We start from the raw sequence: 14553 nt of genomic DNA on the forward strand, positions 1-14553 counted from the left end.
TGTGGGAGCGGGCGTGCCCGCGAAGGGTTGCAAAGCAACCCCAGAAAATCAGTGCATTTTTACGATTTGCTGATCGGACGCCCGCCAGATCAGCCGGCTGGTGTCATACCCCTGCTGCCGCGCCTTGGACAGCAGGTTCTCGCGCTCCCAGGCTGGTAGCGTCGGCGTGCGCGACAGAATCCACAGGTGCTTGCGGTCCGGGCTGCCGACCACTGCCGTGCGGTAGCGTTCGTCCACGTACAGAATCCAGTATTCGCCCCGAGCTACACCAGGCACCAGCTTGGTGAACCAGTTATCGAACTCTACCCACAGCTTGTCGTTGTGCCCCGGCTCCTGGATGTTTGCGTGCCCCTCGGCACGCAGCCACTCATCACCCATGGTGCGGCAGCGGTTGAGCACGCCAAAGGTGCCATCAGGCTTGAGGTTGTAGTGCGCCTCGGACTGCTCGCAGCCGGTCTGGTAGCGCATGGGCAGGCGCGCCAGTTCGAACCATTTGCCCTGGTAGCGCTTGAGGTCGACGTTGCCAGCGGTCTTCGGCGCCAGCGGGTCGTGCACGGAGCCTGCGCAACCGCCCAGCAGCAACGCCAGGCATACCCCCATCAGCAGGTACAGACGCCTCATTTGAGGCCCTGCCCTGAATACATCAGCACCTTGTCAGCCGCGTACTGCACGCTGATGAAGCTCTTCTCGTCCCCCCAGGTGCAGCTGCTCATGCCCAACGCGCCAGAGCACTCGGTCGGCGTGCCGAGCAACTGCTCGACCTCGGCCTTGTTCATACCGGCCTTGATCCTGGAATAGTTTTCCTGGTTGATCTTGCTGCAGGCAGTCAGGACGACGCACAGCGACAACAGGGCGAGGGAACGCAACGACATGAAGGACACTCCTGGAGAGGGGAAACAGGCGAGTGGCCTGCAGTGACCTTCGACGGGAAAATCCCTCCCAGGTTCCCTGCCCTACCCCCTTTGCGCGTACACCATTGGTCGGATGGCCACTACTGTGCGACTAATCACAAAGTAATAGCCCCAAAAACACAAAAGGCCGCCCCTACGCACTGTAGGAGCAGCCTTGTGCTGCGAAAGGGCCAGTACGGCCAATCGAATTGTGCTGCCAGGGATGGCCTCTTCGCAGCGCAAGGCTGCTCCTACAGAGGCCATTCAGTCCTTGCTCAGAACCTGGACCCGGGCTCCAGCAAAAAATCCATCTCTTCGCTGGTGCTCGGCCGCTCCAGCACCAGGTTGCGGTGCGGGAAGCGCCCAAACCGGGCAATCACCCGCTGGTGCTGCTCGGCATAGTCAAGGAAGCCTTCGAACAGCCGCTGGCTGGCTTCGGGCTGCTCGTCCAGCAGCAACTGATAGCGCTCTACGCACAGGTTTTGCCAGTCCAGCACCTCGGCATGCTCCAGCACCAGCAGCACGAACACGCGCTGGATCGGCAGCAGCTGGTAGTCCCAGCCCTTCTGCAGGCCCTGCATGGCCACCACCTGGGCACGCCGGTCGCCTTCGAAGGCGCGCGGTGTGTCGCGATAGAGCATGCGCGGCAGCTGGTCCAGCAAGATCAGCAGGCCCAGCCAGCCCTGCGGGCTTTGCTGCCATTCGTCGAGCCCACCCGCCAGGGCGTGCTCGACCAGGTCGCCAAACAGCGCATGGGCATCGGCATCGTGATGCTTGCCGAACCACAGCGTGCTCTTCTCGTCAGCCACGGCCTGGGCACTGGTGCCCCAACCGAACCACCACTCCAGCAACGGCTGCCAAGGTGCGAGCATGACTTACTCCTTGTGGTAGGCGGTGACGCGCTCTACTTCTTCCTTCGAACCAAGGATTACCGACACGCGCTGGTGCAGGCTCTCTGGCTTGATGTCGAGGATGCGATCGTAACCGTTGGTAGAGGCGCCGCCTGCCTGTTCGATAATGAACGACATCGGGTTGGCTTCGTACATCAGGCGCAGCTTGCCCGGTTTGCTTGGCTCGCGGGCGTCACGTGGGTACATGAACAGGCCGCCACGGGTCAGGATGCGGTGCACGTCGGCCACCATCGAGGCGATCCAGCGCATGTTGTAGTTCTTTTTCAGCGGGCCGGTTTCGCCGGCCAGCAGTTCGCCCACGTAGCGTTGTACCGGGGCTTCCCAGTGGCGCTGGTTGGACATGTTGATGGCGAACTCGGCGGTGGTTGCCGGTACCTGGATGTTTTCGTGGGTCAGGACGAAGCTGCCCAGTTCGCGGTCCAGGGTGAAGCCCTTGACGCCGTTGCCCAGGGTCAGGATCAGCATGGTCTGCGGGCCGTAGATGGCGTAACCGGCGGCGACCTGCTCGGTACCTGGCTGCAGGAAGGCTTCTTCGTTGAGGCTTTCGTTCTGGCTCAGGTACTGGTTAGGGCAACGCAGCACCGAGAAGATGGTGCCGACCGAGACGTTGACGTCGATGTTCGACGAACCGTCCAGTGGGTCGAAGACCAGCAGGTACGCGCCTTTCGGGTACTTGCCCGGGATCTGGTAGGCGTTGTCCATTTCTTCAGAGGCCATGCCGGCCAAGTGGCCGCCCCACTCGTTGGCTTCCAGCAGGATATCGTTGGAAATCACGTCCAGTTTCTTCTGGACTTCGCCCTGCACGTTTTCAGTGCCCATGCTGCCCAGCACGCCGCCGAGGGCGCCTTTGGACACGTGATGGCTGATTTCCTTGCACGCACGCGCCACCACTTCGATCAGGAAGCGCAGATCGGCAGGGGTATTGTTGCTGCGGGTCTGCTCAATCAGATAGCGACTCAGGGTAACGCGGGACATGTATGGCTCCGAACGGATTGGGGGAGTAAAAACCCCCGCAGTTTACAGGGAGAGTGACAGGCTAGCGAGCAATGAGACTCGCCACGGCTCTCAGACGGCACAATAGGTCGCTAGTTCAGCCTTCGCCAGGCCGATGGTCCGGTTGTGGGCCCATTCGCGGGCACGCCCGCTCCCACAGGTGTCTCGCAAGCTTCGAGGCCTGCGCTGTACCTGTGGGAGCGGGCGTGCCCGCGAATGGCCTCACATCAATCCAGTGCCTTCCAGATCTCGGTAGCATATTCGCGAATGGTCCTATCCGACGAGAACCAACCCATCCGCGCCGTGTTCAGCACCGCCATGCGCCACCACTCCTGCGGCGTGTGCCACAGGTCTTCGACCCGCCGCTGGGCATCCCAGTAGGCATCGAAGTCGGCACACACCAGGAAGCGGTCATAGGCCACCAGCCCGTCGATCAACCCGGCGTAGCGCGAAGGGTCGTCTGGCGAGAACACACCGCTGCGAATGGCTTGCAGCACGTCGCTCAAGCGGTTGGAAGCGGCTATGGCGGCATTGGCACCAAAATCACCGGCACGCTTGCGCGCCTCGACCTGCTGTGCGGTAAGGCCAAAGATGAACATGTTGTCGGCGCCCACCTGCTCGCACATTTCCACGTTGGCACCGTCCAGGGTGCCGATGGTCAGCGCGCCGTTCAGGCCGAACTTCATGTTGCTGGTACCGGAGGCTTCATAACCAGCCGTGGAAATCTGCTCGGACAGGTCTGCCGCCGGGATGATGCTCTCGGCCAGGCTGACGTTGTAATTGGGCAGGAACACCACCTTGAGCAGGCCGCGCACGGTCGGGTCGTTGTTCACCACCCGGGCAATGTCGTTGGCCAGCTTGATGATCAGCTTGGCCTGGTGGTAACTGGCCGCAGCCTTGCCGGCGAAGATCTTCACCCGCGGCACCCAGTTGGTGCCAGGGTCGTTGCGCATGGCCTGGTACAGCGCCACGGTGTGCAGCAAGTTGAGCAACTGGCGCTTGTACTCGTGGATACGCTTGACCTGCACATCGAACAGCGCCTCGGGGTTGACCGTGACACCAATGCGGTCCTGGATGATGCTGGCCAGGGCGCGCTTGCTGTGCAGGCGCTGAGCGGCGAACTGCTTGCGAAAACCCGCCTTGTCGGCGAATGGCACCAGGCCGGCCAGAAGCCCTTCAGGGTCGTCCTTGAGCCCTGGCCCGAGCGCTTCGACCAGCATCTCGGTCAGCTGTGGGTTGGACTGGTACAGCCAGCGGCGGAAAGTAATGCCGTTGGTCTTGTTGTTGATTCGTTGCGGGTAAAGCTTGTGCAGCTCGGAGAACACGGTGCTTTTCATCAGCTGGCTGTGCAACGCCGACACGCCGTTGACGCTGTGCGAGCCAAGGAACGCCAGGTTACCCATGCGCACCCGGCGGCCGTTGTCTTCCTCGATCAACGACACCGCGCGCAGCACGTCGAAATCGTGCATGCCTTTGGCCCGCAATGCATCGATATGGTAGGCATTGATCAGGTAGATGATCTGCATGTGCCGCGGCAGCATGCGCTCCATCAGGGCTACCGGCCAGGTTTCCAGGGCTTCGGGCAGCAGGGTGTGGTTGGTGTAGGCGAGCGTGCCAACGGTCAGCTCCCAGGCCTTTTCCCACGGCACTTCATGCTGGTCTACCAGCAGCCGCATCAGCTCTGCCACGGCAATCGAAGGGTGCGTGTCGTTGAGCTGGATGGCCGCCGCGTCGGGCAGGTTGAGCAGGTCCTTGTGCATGTTCAGGTGGCGGCGCAGCAAGTCCTGCAGCGAAGCCGACACAAAGAAGTACTCCTGGCGCAGGCGCAGTTCCTGCCCTGCCTCGGTGCTGTCGGCCGGGTACAGCACGCGCGAAATGCTCTCGGCCCGCGCCACTTCGGCCACGGCCCCCAGGTGGTCACCCGCATTGAAGCGCTCCAGGTGCAGCTCTTCCAGTGCCCGCGCACGCCACAGGCGCAAGGTGTTGACGCTGGACCCGCGCCAGCCTACCACGGGCGTGTCGTAAGCCACCGCCCGCACCGTTTCACCAGGCGACCATACCTGGCGCTGGGTACCATTGGCATCGTTCACGGTTTCGACACTGCCGCCAAAGCTGATCGGGTAGATCACCTCGGCACGCTCGAACTCCCAAGGGTTACCGAAGTCCAGCCAGTTTTCGGTCTGCTCCTGCTGCCAGCCATCGACCACGGCCTGACGAAACAACCCATGCTCGTAGCGGATGCCGTAACCATGGGCGGCGATGCCCAGGGTGGACATGCTTTCCATGAAGCACGCCGCCAGGCGGCCGAGGCCACCGTTACCCAGGGCGGCGTCGGGTTCGAGCAGGCGGATGCGCTCCAGGTCCACGTCCAGCCCTTGCAGCGCCTCACGGGCGACGTCCAGCAGCCCCAGGTTGCTCAGGCTGTCGTACAGCAAGCGCCCGATGAGGAATTCGAGGGAGAGGTAATAGACCCGCTTCTGGCTACGGCGGTAGGCCTGACGAGTGTGGTCCATCCAGTGGTCGACCATGTGATCGCGTGCGGCCAGGGCAATGGCCTCGAACCAGTCGTGGTCGAACGCATGCTCCGGGTCCTTGCCGACCGCGTAGGTCAGCTTGTTCAGTACAGCGGCGCGAAATTCGGCCACCTCGGCGTCACGTGCTTCGGGTTCCTGGGACATGCGGCATCCTCTGGCAAGTTGACGAAAGCGGAGGGAGATTGATGAGACTAGACCCTTCGACAGGGAGTGACAGTTACTGTTCGCAGTTTTCATGCCGACTCTGTGAATCCGGCAAAAGGTTGTTCATAATTTGAACAATTCCGGTATGATCGCGCGCCCCAAGACCGTGATTCACCCTATAAAGATGAAAACGACCCTGATCGCCGCCGCCGAAGTCGACCGCCTGGAGACTTGGCAGCGCTACGCCAGCCACATGTGCCACGGCTGCCATTCGACCTGTTGCACCCTGCCGGTGGAGGTGAAGATCAAGGATCTGATCCGTATCGGCGTGGTAGACGAGTTCGAGAAAGACGAACCCCCGAAAAACGTGGCCAAACGCCTGCAGAAGGACGGCATCATCGAGCGCTTCAACCAGAAGTCGGGGATCTTCACCCTGACCCGGATGAGCAACGACGACTGCATGTACCTGGATCGTAAAAGCCGGCTGTGCACCATTTATGACAAGCGCCCGGATACCTGCCGCAACCACCCCAAGGTCGGGCCGCGACCGGGGTATTGCGCCTATAAGCCCAAGGTGGTTGGGCGCTGATCGTCAGCCTGATCCGACCTCTTCGCGGGCTTGCCCGCTCCCACAGGATCTCTACGACATTCAGAACCTGTGCAGCACATGTGGGAGCGGGCAAGCCCGCGAAGAGGCCAACGCAAATCCTGAAGGCAAAAAAAACGCCCCCGGCCTTTCGACCGGGGGCGTTTTCATTCAGCCAAAGCTAACTTAGCTGTTTTTGGCTTTCTTGGCAGCGCGGGTACGCTCGCTTTCGTCCAGGATCTTCTTGCGAAGACGGATGGACTTCGGCGTTACTTCGCACAGCTCGTCTTCCTGGATGTATTCCAGAGCCTGTTCCAGGGTGAAGCGAACTGGCGGAACCAGAGCGATGACTTCGTCTTTACCCGAAGCACGCATGTTGTCGAGCTTCTTGCCCTTGGTAGGGTTGACGCCCAGGTCGTTGTCGCGGCTGTTCTGGCCGACGATCTGACCGTTGTAGATCTCTTGACCGTGCTCGACGAACAGCTTGCCACGCGCCTGCAGGGTTTCCAGCGAGTAGGTCAGCGCCTTGCCGGTTTCGACCGAAACCAGTACGCCGTTCTGACGGCCGGACATGTGGCCGGACTTCACGGTGTCGTAGCGATCGAAGATCGAAGTCAGGATGCCTGCACCGTTGGTCAGGGTCAGGAACTGGTTACGGAAACCGATCAGACCACGCGCCGGGATGTTGTATTCCAGGCGTACACGGCCCTTGCCATCCGGAACCATGTTGGTCAGGTCGCCTTTACGCAGACCCATTTCTTCCATGACCTTGCCCTGGGATTCTTCAGGGATGTCGATGGTGACGTTTTCGAACGGCTCTTGCTTGACGCCGTCTACTTCGCGAATGATTACTTCCGGACGGCCCAGGGCCAGTTCGAAGCCTTCGCGACGCATGGTTTCGATCAGTACCGAGAGGTGCAGCTCGCCACGGCCCGAGACCTTGAACTTGTCTGGGGAGTCGGTTTCTTCAACGCGCAGGGCAACGTTGTACAGCAGCTCTTTGTCCAGACGGTCCTTGATGTTACGGCTGGTGACGAACTTGCCTTCCTTGCCGCAGAACGGCGAGTCGTTGACCTGGAAGGTCATCGAAACGGTTGGCTCGTCAACGGTCAGCGGCTTCATCGCCTCAACGGCAGTCGGGTCGCACAGGGTGTCGGAGATGAACAGCTCGTCGAAACCGCTGATGCAGACGATGTCGCCAGCCTGGGCTTCTTCGACGTCGACGCGGTGCAGACCGTGGTGGCCCATCAGCTTGAGGATACGGCCGTTACGCTTCTTGCCGTCGGCGTCGATGGCGACAACCGGGGTGTTCGGCTTGATGCGACCACGGGCAATACGGCCAACACCGATCACACCCAGGAAGCTGTTGTAGTCCAGTGCGGAAATTTGCATCTGGAACGGGCCGTCACGGTCAACAGCTGGTGCTGGAACGTGGTCGATGACCGCTTGGTACAGCGGGGTCATATCTTCGGCCATGGCAGTGTGGTCCAGACCGGCGATGCCGTTCAGGGCCGAGGCGTAGACAACCTGGAAGTCCAACTGCTCGTCGGTAGCGCCGAGGTTGTCGAACAGGTCGAAGATCTGGTCCAGAACCCAGTCAGGACGCGCGCCCGGACGGTCAACCTTGTTGATCACAACGATTGGCTTCAGGCCAGCTTCGAAGGCCTTTTTGGTCACGAAGCGGGTTTGCGGCATCGGGCCGTCTTGGGCGTCGACCAGCAGCAGCACGGAGTCAACCATCGACATTACACGCTCAACCTCGCCACCGAAGTCGGCGTGGCCGGGGGTGTCGACGATGTTGATGTGGTAGCCGTTCCAGTTGATGGCGGTGTTTTTCGCCAGAATGGTAATACCGCGCTCTTTTTCCTGGTCGTTGGAGTCCATGACGCGCTCGTCGTTGAGCTCGTTACGCTCCAGAGTGCCGGACTGACGCAGGAGTTTGTCGACCAGGGTGGTTTTACCATGGTCAACGTGGGCGATGATGGCGATGTTACGCAGATTTTCGATCACAAGTGTATCTCGATCAGAGGATTCGGTTGCCGCCCATTTTAGGCGGCCAATATGTACTGTTTAAGGCTCAGCGGGCCCGGCGGTCGGGAGGGCGATGGCGGATACTGCCGCCATACAGCCCCGGCGTCTTATGTCGGACGATAAACACGCACATTGGCATGTCCCTCACTGAGCAGATGGTGTGCGTGCAAACGGCTCATCACACCCTTGTCGCAATACAGCAAGTACTGGCGCGTTGGGTCCAGGTGCTTGAACTTGCTGTTGATGGCGTAGAACGGCATGGCCTGGACTTCGATACCTTCCAGCACCAGAGGTTCGTCTTCCTGGGCATCGGGGTGACGAATGTCGATGACGATCTGGCCAGCTAGTGCCTCGGCCACTTCCTCGATTTCGACGTCCTTGCCCAGCTCGTCGATCACATGGTCGATGGAGATCAGCCTGGCGCGCTCCAGGGCGCGCTCCAGCACGGCCATGTCGAACTGCTTCTCTTCATGCTCCATGCGGTGGCGCTTGGCGTGAGTGGTCGGGTTTACCGAAATCACGCCGCAATATTCTGGCATGTGCTTGGCGAAGTCGGCAGTGCCGATTTCGGTAGCCTGGTCGATGATGTCCTGCTTGTGGCTGGCCAGCAACGGGCGCAGCACCAGCTTGTCGGTGGCCGAGTCGATGATCGACAGGTTCGGCAGAGTCTGGCTCGACACCTGGGAAATGGCCTCGCCGGTCACCAGCGCATCGATCTCCAGGCGGTCAGCCATGTGGGCGGCACCGCGCAGCATCATGCGTTTGAGGGTCACGCCCATGTAGCTGTTGTCGACCTTGTTGAGGATCTCGCCGACCACTTCTTCGAACGGCACGCTGATGAACAGCACGCGCTGGCTGCTGCCGTACTTCTTCCACAGGTAGTGGGCCACTTCCATCACGCCCAGCTCGTGGGCACGGCCGCCGAGGTTGAAGAAGCAGAAGTGGGTCATCAGGCCGCGGCGCATCATCTGGTAGGCCGCCACGGTGGAGTCGAAGCCACCGGACATCAGCACCAGGGTCTGCTCCAGGGCGCCCAGCGGGTAGCCGCCGATGCCCTGGTGCTGGTTGTGGATCACGTACAGGCGCTGGTTGCGTATTTCGATGCGCACCAGCACTTCAGGCTTCTTCAGCTCGATACCGGCGGCGCCACACTGCTGACGCAGCTGGCTGCCGACGTACCGGTCGACGTCCATCGAGGTGAAGTCATGGTGGCCACCGCGCTTGCAGCGCACGGCGAAGTGCTTGCCGGCCAGCAGGTGGCCGAAGTGCTGCTTGCACTTGGCAACGATGTCGTCGAAGTCACCCAGCGGGTATTCCTCTACCTGCAGGAAGTGGGTGATACCCGGTGTGCAGGTGAGGCGCTCGATGATCTCGCGCTGGACCTTTTCGTCCTCGATGCGGGTGACCACTTCGAGATTGTCCCAGACACCATCGACCGCGAGCTCAGGATCGAGGTCCTTGAGCACGTTGCGGATGTTCTTGGCGAGCTGGCGGATGAAGCGCTTGCGCACCGGCCGGCTCTTGATGGTGATTTCTGGGAAGACTTTGACGATAAGTTTCATTGGTTAACAGCGCGCGCAGGGCCTGCCGAAAATGAGGGGCGCGAATTATATCGGAAATTGCTCAGGATTTGACCAACTTTTGATCAGAAGCTTTCAGATAAATGCAGGGCCGGGGTTTTGTGGTGCCTGTTCCGGCCCTTTCGCGGGCAAGCCCGCTCCCACAGGAGCCGTGCAAGCTTCAAAGAGCACACCGTACCTGTGGGAGGGGGCTTGCCCGCGAAGGGGCCCTCAAAGAAAGCACAAGGCCCGAACGGCGCACCTTATTGGTGCATCAATGCCAGAATTCGCATCGTAAGGGTGCACTTTTCCCCGCCAACCCGCCGCCAAATGCCCGCAAACGCCTGCTTTTATCCCACCCTCGCCATTTTCGGGCACTGGCATGCAATTTGCTCCCTTGTGAGGCAGGTAAGCTTGGCCGACTATCCGCGCCCGGCAACACCCTTTTTCCAGGGCAGCGGCCCACCGCGCTCTAGACCCTCCGGAGGACAACATGTCGAAGTCGGTTCAACTCATCAAAGATCATGACGTCAAGTGGATTGATCTGCGTTTCACGGACACCAAAGGCATTCAGCACCACGTGACCATGCCGTCGCGTGATGCGCTGGACGAAGACTTCTTCGAAGTCGGCAAGATGTTCGACGGTTCCTCCATTGCTGGCTGGAAAGGCATCGAAGCTTCGGACATGATCCTGATGCCGGTTGACGACACTGCCGTCCTCGACCCGTTCACCGAAGAACCTACCCTGATCATCACCTGCGACATCGTCGATCCGTCGAGCATGCAAGGCTACGATCGCGACCCACGTGCGATCGCCAAGCGCGCCGAAGAGTACCTGAAGAGCACCGGCATCGGTGACACCGTATTCGCAGGCCCGGAGCCAGAGTTCTTCATCTTCGACGAAGTGAAGTTCCACTCGGACATCTCCGGCTCGATGTTCAAGATCTTCTCCGAGCAAGGCTCGTGGATGACCGGCGCTGACGTGGAAGGCGGCAACAAAGGCCACCGTCCAGGCGTGAAAGGCGGCTACTTCCCGGTTCCGCCGTTCGACCACGACCACGAAATCCGTACTGCCATGTGCAACGCACTGGAAGAAATGGGCCAGATCGTTGAAGTTCACCACCACGAAGTGGCGACTGCCGGCCAGAACGAAATCGGCGTCAAGTTCAACACCCTGGTGAAGAAAGCTGACGAAGTACAGGCCTTGAAATACGTCGTGCACAACGTTGCCGACGCCTACGGCCGTACCGCCACCTTCATGCCGAAGCCACTGTACGGCGACAACGGCTCGGGCATGCACGTGCACATGTCGATCTGGAAAGACGGCAAGAACACCTTCTCGGGCGAAGGCTATGCCGGCCTGTCCGACACCGCCCTGTACTTCATCGGCGGTATCATCAAGCACGGTAAGGCCCTGAACGGCTTCACCAACCCGTCGACCAACTCCTACAAGCGTCTGGTCCCAGGCTTCGAAGCCCCGGTAATGCTGGCCTACTCGGCTCGCAACCGTTCCGCCTCGATCCGTATTCCTTACGTCGGCAGCCCGAAAGCCCGCCGTATCGAAGCACGCTTCCCGGACCCATCGGCCAACCCGTACCTGGCCTTCGCGGCCCTGCTGATGGCTGGCCTGGACGGCATCCAGAACAAGATCCACCCAGGCGATGCTGCCGACAAGAACCTGTACGACCTGCCACCAGAAGAGGCCAAGGACATTCCGCAAGTGTGCGGCAGCCTGAAAGAAGCCCTGGAAGAGCTGGACAAAGGCCGTGCGTTCCTGACCAAGGGCGGCGTGTTCTCCGACGACTTCATCGATGCCTTCATCGAGCTGAAGAGCGAAGAAGAGATCAAGGTCCGCACCTTCGTGCACCCGCTGGAATACGAGCTGTACTACAGCTGCTGATCTGATCGGCGCCTCGCGCCGATGACATGATCACGACGGCCTCCTTCGGGAGGCCGTTTTCGTTTGCGCCCCACGCAGATACCTCGCCACCCACGCTATGCTCTATCTTGGTGCAAGATTGAGTGCAGTGCCCCGATTTGCTCCCCAATCTGGTTCACATTAAACGTTTCATCAAGACTTTCTGATCCGAATTTGCGCAGATACAGGCCTTTATCGGCAAATCCCGCTTCTTTTCGGAGCTTTGGTTTGTTTCTTGCATTTTTCTGCAGAGAGACTCGCATCAGCCGATGCACCCCGAGCCCGGCCCTGGCCAAAAAAGTGCCAGGCAAGCGCCAAAAGAGGTCAACGACGCCTTATGACCATCAGCGATGCGCAGCACCGTCTGCTTCTGGACAACCTGACCACCGCCACGTTGCTGCTCAACGCCGAGCTGCGCCTGGAATACATGAACCCGGCCGCAGAAATGCTGCTGGCCGTCAGTGGTCAACGTAGCCATGGGCAGTTCATCAGCGAGCTGTTTACCGAATCGACCGAGGCGCTCAGCTCGTTGCGCCAGGCGGTCGAGCAGGCGCACCCGTTCACCAAGCGCGAAGCGCAGCTCACCTCGCTGACCGGGCAGACCATCACCGTCGACTACGCGGTAACGCCCATCCTGAACCAGGGCCAGACCCTGTTGTTGCTGGAGGTGCACCCACGCGACCGGCTGCTGCGCATCACCAAGGAAGAGGCCCAGCTGAGCAAGCAGGAAACCACCAAGATGCTGGTGCGTGGCCTGGCCCACGAAATCAAGAACCCCCTCGGCGGCATCCGTGGCGCAGCCCAGTTGCTGGCCCGCGAGCTACCCGAAGAAGGCCTGCGCGACTACACCAACGTGATCATCGAAGAGGCCGACCGCCTGCGCAACCTGGTCGACCGCATGCTCGGTTCGAACAAGCTGCCATCGCTGGCCATGACCAACATCCACGAAGTGCTGGAGCGGGTCTGCAGCCTGGTCGATGCCGAAAGCCAGGGCTGCATCACTTTGGTGCGCGATTACGACCCAAGCCTGCCGGACGTACTGATCGACCGCGAGCAGATGATCCAGGCCGTACTCAACATCGTGCGCAACGCCATGCAGGCGATCAGTTCGCAGAACGAACTGCGCCTGGGCCGCATCACCCTGCGCAGCCGCGCCTTGCGCCAGTTCACCATCGGCCATGTTCGCCATCGCCTGGTAGCGCGGGTGGAGATCATCGATAACGGCCCGGGCATTCCGGCGGAACTGCAAGACACCCTCTTCTATCCCATGGTCAGCGGCCGCCCGGACGGTACCGGGCTGGGCCTGGCCATTACTCAGAACATCATCAGCCAGCACCAGGGCCTGATCGAGTGTGAAAGCCACGCAGGCCACACTGCCTTCTCGATCTACCTGCCCCTGGAACAAGGAGCCACCGCCTCATGAGCCGAAGTGAAACCGTATGGATCGTCGACGATGATCGCTCCATCCGCTGGGTCCTGGAAAAAGCCCTGCAACAAGAAGGCATGACCACCCAGAGCTTCGACAGCGCAGATGGTGTGATGGGCCGCCTGGCACGCCAGCAACCGGACGTGATCATTTCCGACATTCGCATGCCGGGTGCCAGCGGCCTCGACCTGCTGGCACAGATCCGCGAGCACCACCCGCGCCTGCCGGTCATCATCATGACCGCCCATTCCGACCTCGACAGCGCCGTGGCGTCGTACCAGGGCGGTGCCTTCGAGTACCTGCCCAAGCCGTTCGACGTGGACGAAGCCGTCTCACTGGTCAAGCGCGCCAACCAGCACGCCCAGGAGCAACAAGGCCTGGATGTGCCACAGAACCTGGCGCGCACTCCGGAAATCATTGGTGAAGCCCCGGCGATGCAGGAGGTGTTCCGCGCCATCGGCCGCCTCAGCCATTCCAACATCACGGTACTGATCAACGGCGAGTCCGGCACCGGTAAAGAACTGGTGGCCCACGCCCTGCACCGTCACAGCCCGCGTGCGGCGTCGCCGTTCATTGCCCTGAACATGGCGGCCATCCCCAAGGACTTGATGGAGTCCGAGCTGTTCGGCCATGAGAAAGGTGCCTTCACCGGTGCTGCCAACCTGCGCCGGGGCCGCTTCGAGCAGGCCGATGGGGGCACCTTGTTCCTCGACGAAATCGGCGACATGCCCGCCGACACCCAGACCCGCCTGCTGCGGGTGCTGGCTGATGGCGAGTTCTACCGCGTTGGCGGCCATGTGCCGGTCAAGGTCGACGTACGCATCATTGCTGCAACCCACCAGAACCTGGAGTCGCTGGTGCAGGCCGGCAAGTTCCGCGAGGACTTGTTCCACCGCCTGAACGTGATCCGCATCCACATCCCGCGGCTGTCCGACCGCCGCGAGGATATTCCCGCCCTCGCCCGCCACTTCCTCGCCCGCGCCGCCCAGGAACTGGCGGTCGAGCCGAAGATCCTCAAGCCGGAAACCGAAGAGTTCATCCGCAACCTGCCGTGGCCAGGCAACGTGCGGCAGATGGAAAACACCTGCCGCTGGATCACCGTGATGGCGTCCAGCCGCGAGGTGCTGATCGGCGACCTGCCGCCCGAACTGCTGAACCTGCCACAGGATGCCGCACCGGTAACCAACTGGGAGCAGGCCCTGCGCCAGTGGGCCGACCAGGCGTTGGCGCGTGGGCAGTCAAACCTGCTGGACAGCGCGGTGCCGAGTTTTGAACGGATCATGATCGAGACGGCGCTCAAGCACACCGCGGGACGGCGCCGGGATGCGGCGCTGTTGCTGGGTTGGGGGCGTAATACCCTGACGCGCAAGATCAAGGAGCTGGGGATGAATGTGGCGGGTGGGGATGATGAGGAAGGTGACGACCACTGAGTTCTGAGTAAACCCTCCAGATCCCGGGGGCCGCTTTGCGGCCCTTTCGCGACACAAGGCCGCTCCCACAGGGATAGCGCCGCCTCTGAACTGAGCGGCGTCCTGTGGGAGCGGCCTTGTGTCGCGATAGG

Annotated in this window: 11 protein-coding genes; 4 read left to right on the top strand and 7 right to left on the bottom strand. The window is 61.2% G+C overall.

Annotated features, from left to right (window positions below; all coding sequences use genetic code 11):
* Positions 1 to 48: 48 nt before the first annotated feature.
* From AK81_RS17115 to AK81_RS17135, 5 genes are all read right to left on the bottom strand, one after another.
* Positions 49 to 621 carry a lipocalin family protein gene (locus AK81_RS17115; protein ID WP_043200626.1) on the bottom strand — a complete coding sequence of 191 codons (573 nt, stop codon included), beginning with the start codon at positions 619 to 621 and terminating at the stop codon, positions 49 to 51.
* Positions 618 to 872, bottom strand: a complete 255-nt coding sequence (gene bamE / locus AK81_RS17120; protein ID WP_043200628.1) for an outer membrane protein assembly factor BamE domain-containing protein — start codon at positions 870 to 872, stop codon at positions 618 to 620. The genes AK81_RS17115 and bamE overlap by 4 nt, the downstream gene beginning before the upstream one ends.
* 293 nt (positions 873 to 1165) lie before the next feature.
* Positions 1166 to 1762, bottom strand: coding sequence for a DUF924 family protein (locus AK81_RS17125; protein ID WP_043200629.1), 597 nt, complete (start codon positions 1760 to 1762; stop codon positions 1166 to 1168).
* Between the two features lie 3 nt (positions 1763 to 1765).
* Positions 1766 to 2776, bottom strand: coding sequence for a class 1 fructose-bisphosphatase (locus AK81_RS17130; protein ID WP_012274595.1), 1011 nt, complete (start codon positions 2774 to 2776; stop codon positions 1766 to 1768).
* Between the two features lie 245 nt (positions 2777 to 3021).
* Positions 3022 to 5472: a glycogen/starch/alpha-glucan phosphorylase gene (locus AK81_RS17135; protein WP_043200630.1), complete on the bottom strand. Its 2451-nt coding sequence runs from the start codon at positions 5470 to 5472 to the stop codon at positions 3022 to 3024.
* Between the two features lie 184 nt (positions 5473 to 5656).
* On the opposite strand from AK81_RS17135, the gene AK81_RS17140 reads away from it, so the two are divergent.
* Positions 5657 to 6061 (top strand): YkgJ family cysteine cluster protein, encoded by a 405-nt coding sequence (locus AK81_RS17140; RefSeq protein ID WP_043200719.1) that lies wholly within the window; start codon positions 5657 to 5659, stop codon positions 6059 to 6061.
* A gap of 183 nt (positions 6062 to 6244) precedes the next feature.
* Here the strand turns inward: AK81_RS17140 and typA are convergent, their stop codons facing one another.
* Entirely contained in the window at positions 6245 to 8068 is a 1824-nt protein-coding gene (typA, locus tag AK81_RS17145) for a translational GTPase TypA (protein ID WP_043200631.1), read from the bottom strand.
* A 128-nt stretch (positions 8069 to 8196) separates the two neighbouring features.
* Entirely contained in the window at positions 8197 to 9651 is a 1455-nt protein-coding gene (thiI, locus tag AK81_RS17150; protein ID WP_043200633.1) for a tRNA uracil 4-sulfurtransferase ThiI, read from the bottom strand.
* A gap of 490 nt (positions 9652 to 10141) precedes the next feature.
* Between thiI and glnA the strand changes: the two genes are divergently transcribed.
* The 3 genes from glnA (at position 10142) to ntrC (ending at position 14422) form a co-directional block, all read left to right on the top strand.
* A complete protein-coding gene (gene glnA / locus AK81_RS17155; protein ID WP_043200634.1) occupies positions 10142 to 11548 on the top strand; it encodes a type I glutamate--ammonia ligase in 1407 nt (468 codons plus the stop codon).
* 355 nt (positions 11549 to 11903) lie between these two features.
* A complete protein-coding gene (gene glnL, locus AK81_RS17160) occupies positions 11904 to 12989 on the top strand; it encodes a nitrogen regulation protein NR(II) (RefSeq protein WP_043200636.1) in 1086 nt (361 codons plus the stop codon).
* Complete coding sequence (gene ntrC / locus AK81_RS17165; RefSeq protein WP_043200637.1) at positions 12986 to 14422, top strand: nitrogen regulation protein NR(I); 1437 nt, start codon at positions 12986 to 12988, stop codon at positions 14420 to 14422. Before glnL ends, ntrC begins: the two co-directional genes overlap by 4 nt.
* The last annotated feature ends 131 nt before the right edge of the window (positions 14423 to 14553 follow it).

Origin of the sequence: Pseudomonas putida W15Oct28 (assembly GCF_000708715.2) — a bacterium.
GTDB classification, from domain to species: Bacteria; Pseudomonadota; Gammaproteobacteria; order Pseudomonadales; family Pseudomonadaceae; genus Aquipseudomonas; species Aquipseudomonas putida_R.

What these genes read in the sequence shown, in the direction of transcription:
- AK81_RS17115 (WP_043200626.1), bottom strand. Translation starts at nt 621, where the DNA reads ATGAGGCGTCTGTACCTGCTGATGGGGGTATGCCTGGCGTTGCTGCTG.
- bamE (WP_043200628.1), bottom strand. Translation starts at nt 872, where the DNA reads ATGTCGTTGCGTTCCCTCGCCCTGTTGTCGCTGTGCGTCGTCCTGACT.
- AK81_RS17125 (WP_043200629.1), bottom strand. Translation starts at nt 1,762, where the DNA reads ATGCTCGCACCTTGGCAGCCGTTGCTGGAGTGGTGGTTCGGTTGGGGC.
- AK81_RS17130 (WP_012274595.1), bottom strand. Translation starts at nt 2,776, where the DNA reads ATGTCCCGCGTTACCCTGAGTCGCTATCTGATTGAGCAGACCCGCAGC.
- AK81_RS17135 (WP_043200630.1), bottom strand. Translation starts at nt 5,472, where the DNA reads ATGTCCCAGGAACCCGAAGCACGTGACGCCGAGGTGGCCGAATTTCGC.
- AK81_RS17140 (WP_043200719.1), top strand. Translation starts at nt 5,657, where the DNA reads ATGAAAACGACCCTGATCGCCGCCGCCGAAGTCGACCGCCTGGAGACT.
- thiI (WP_043200633.1), bottom strand. Translation starts at nt 9,651, where the DNA reads ATGAAACTTATCGTCAAAGTCTTCCCAGAAATCACCATCAAGAGCCGG.
- glnA (WP_043200634.1), top strand. Translation starts at nt 10,142, where the DNA reads ATGTCGAAGTCGGTTCAACTCATCAAAGATCATGACGTCAAGTGGATT.
- glnL (WP_043200636.1), top strand. Translation starts at nt 11,904, where the DNA reads ATGACCATCAGCGATGCGCAGCACCGTCTGCTTCTGGACAACCTGACC.
- ntrC (WP_043200637.1), top strand. Translation starts at nt 12,986, where the DNA reads ATGAGCCGAAGTGAAACCGTATGGATCGTCGACGATGATCGCTCCATC.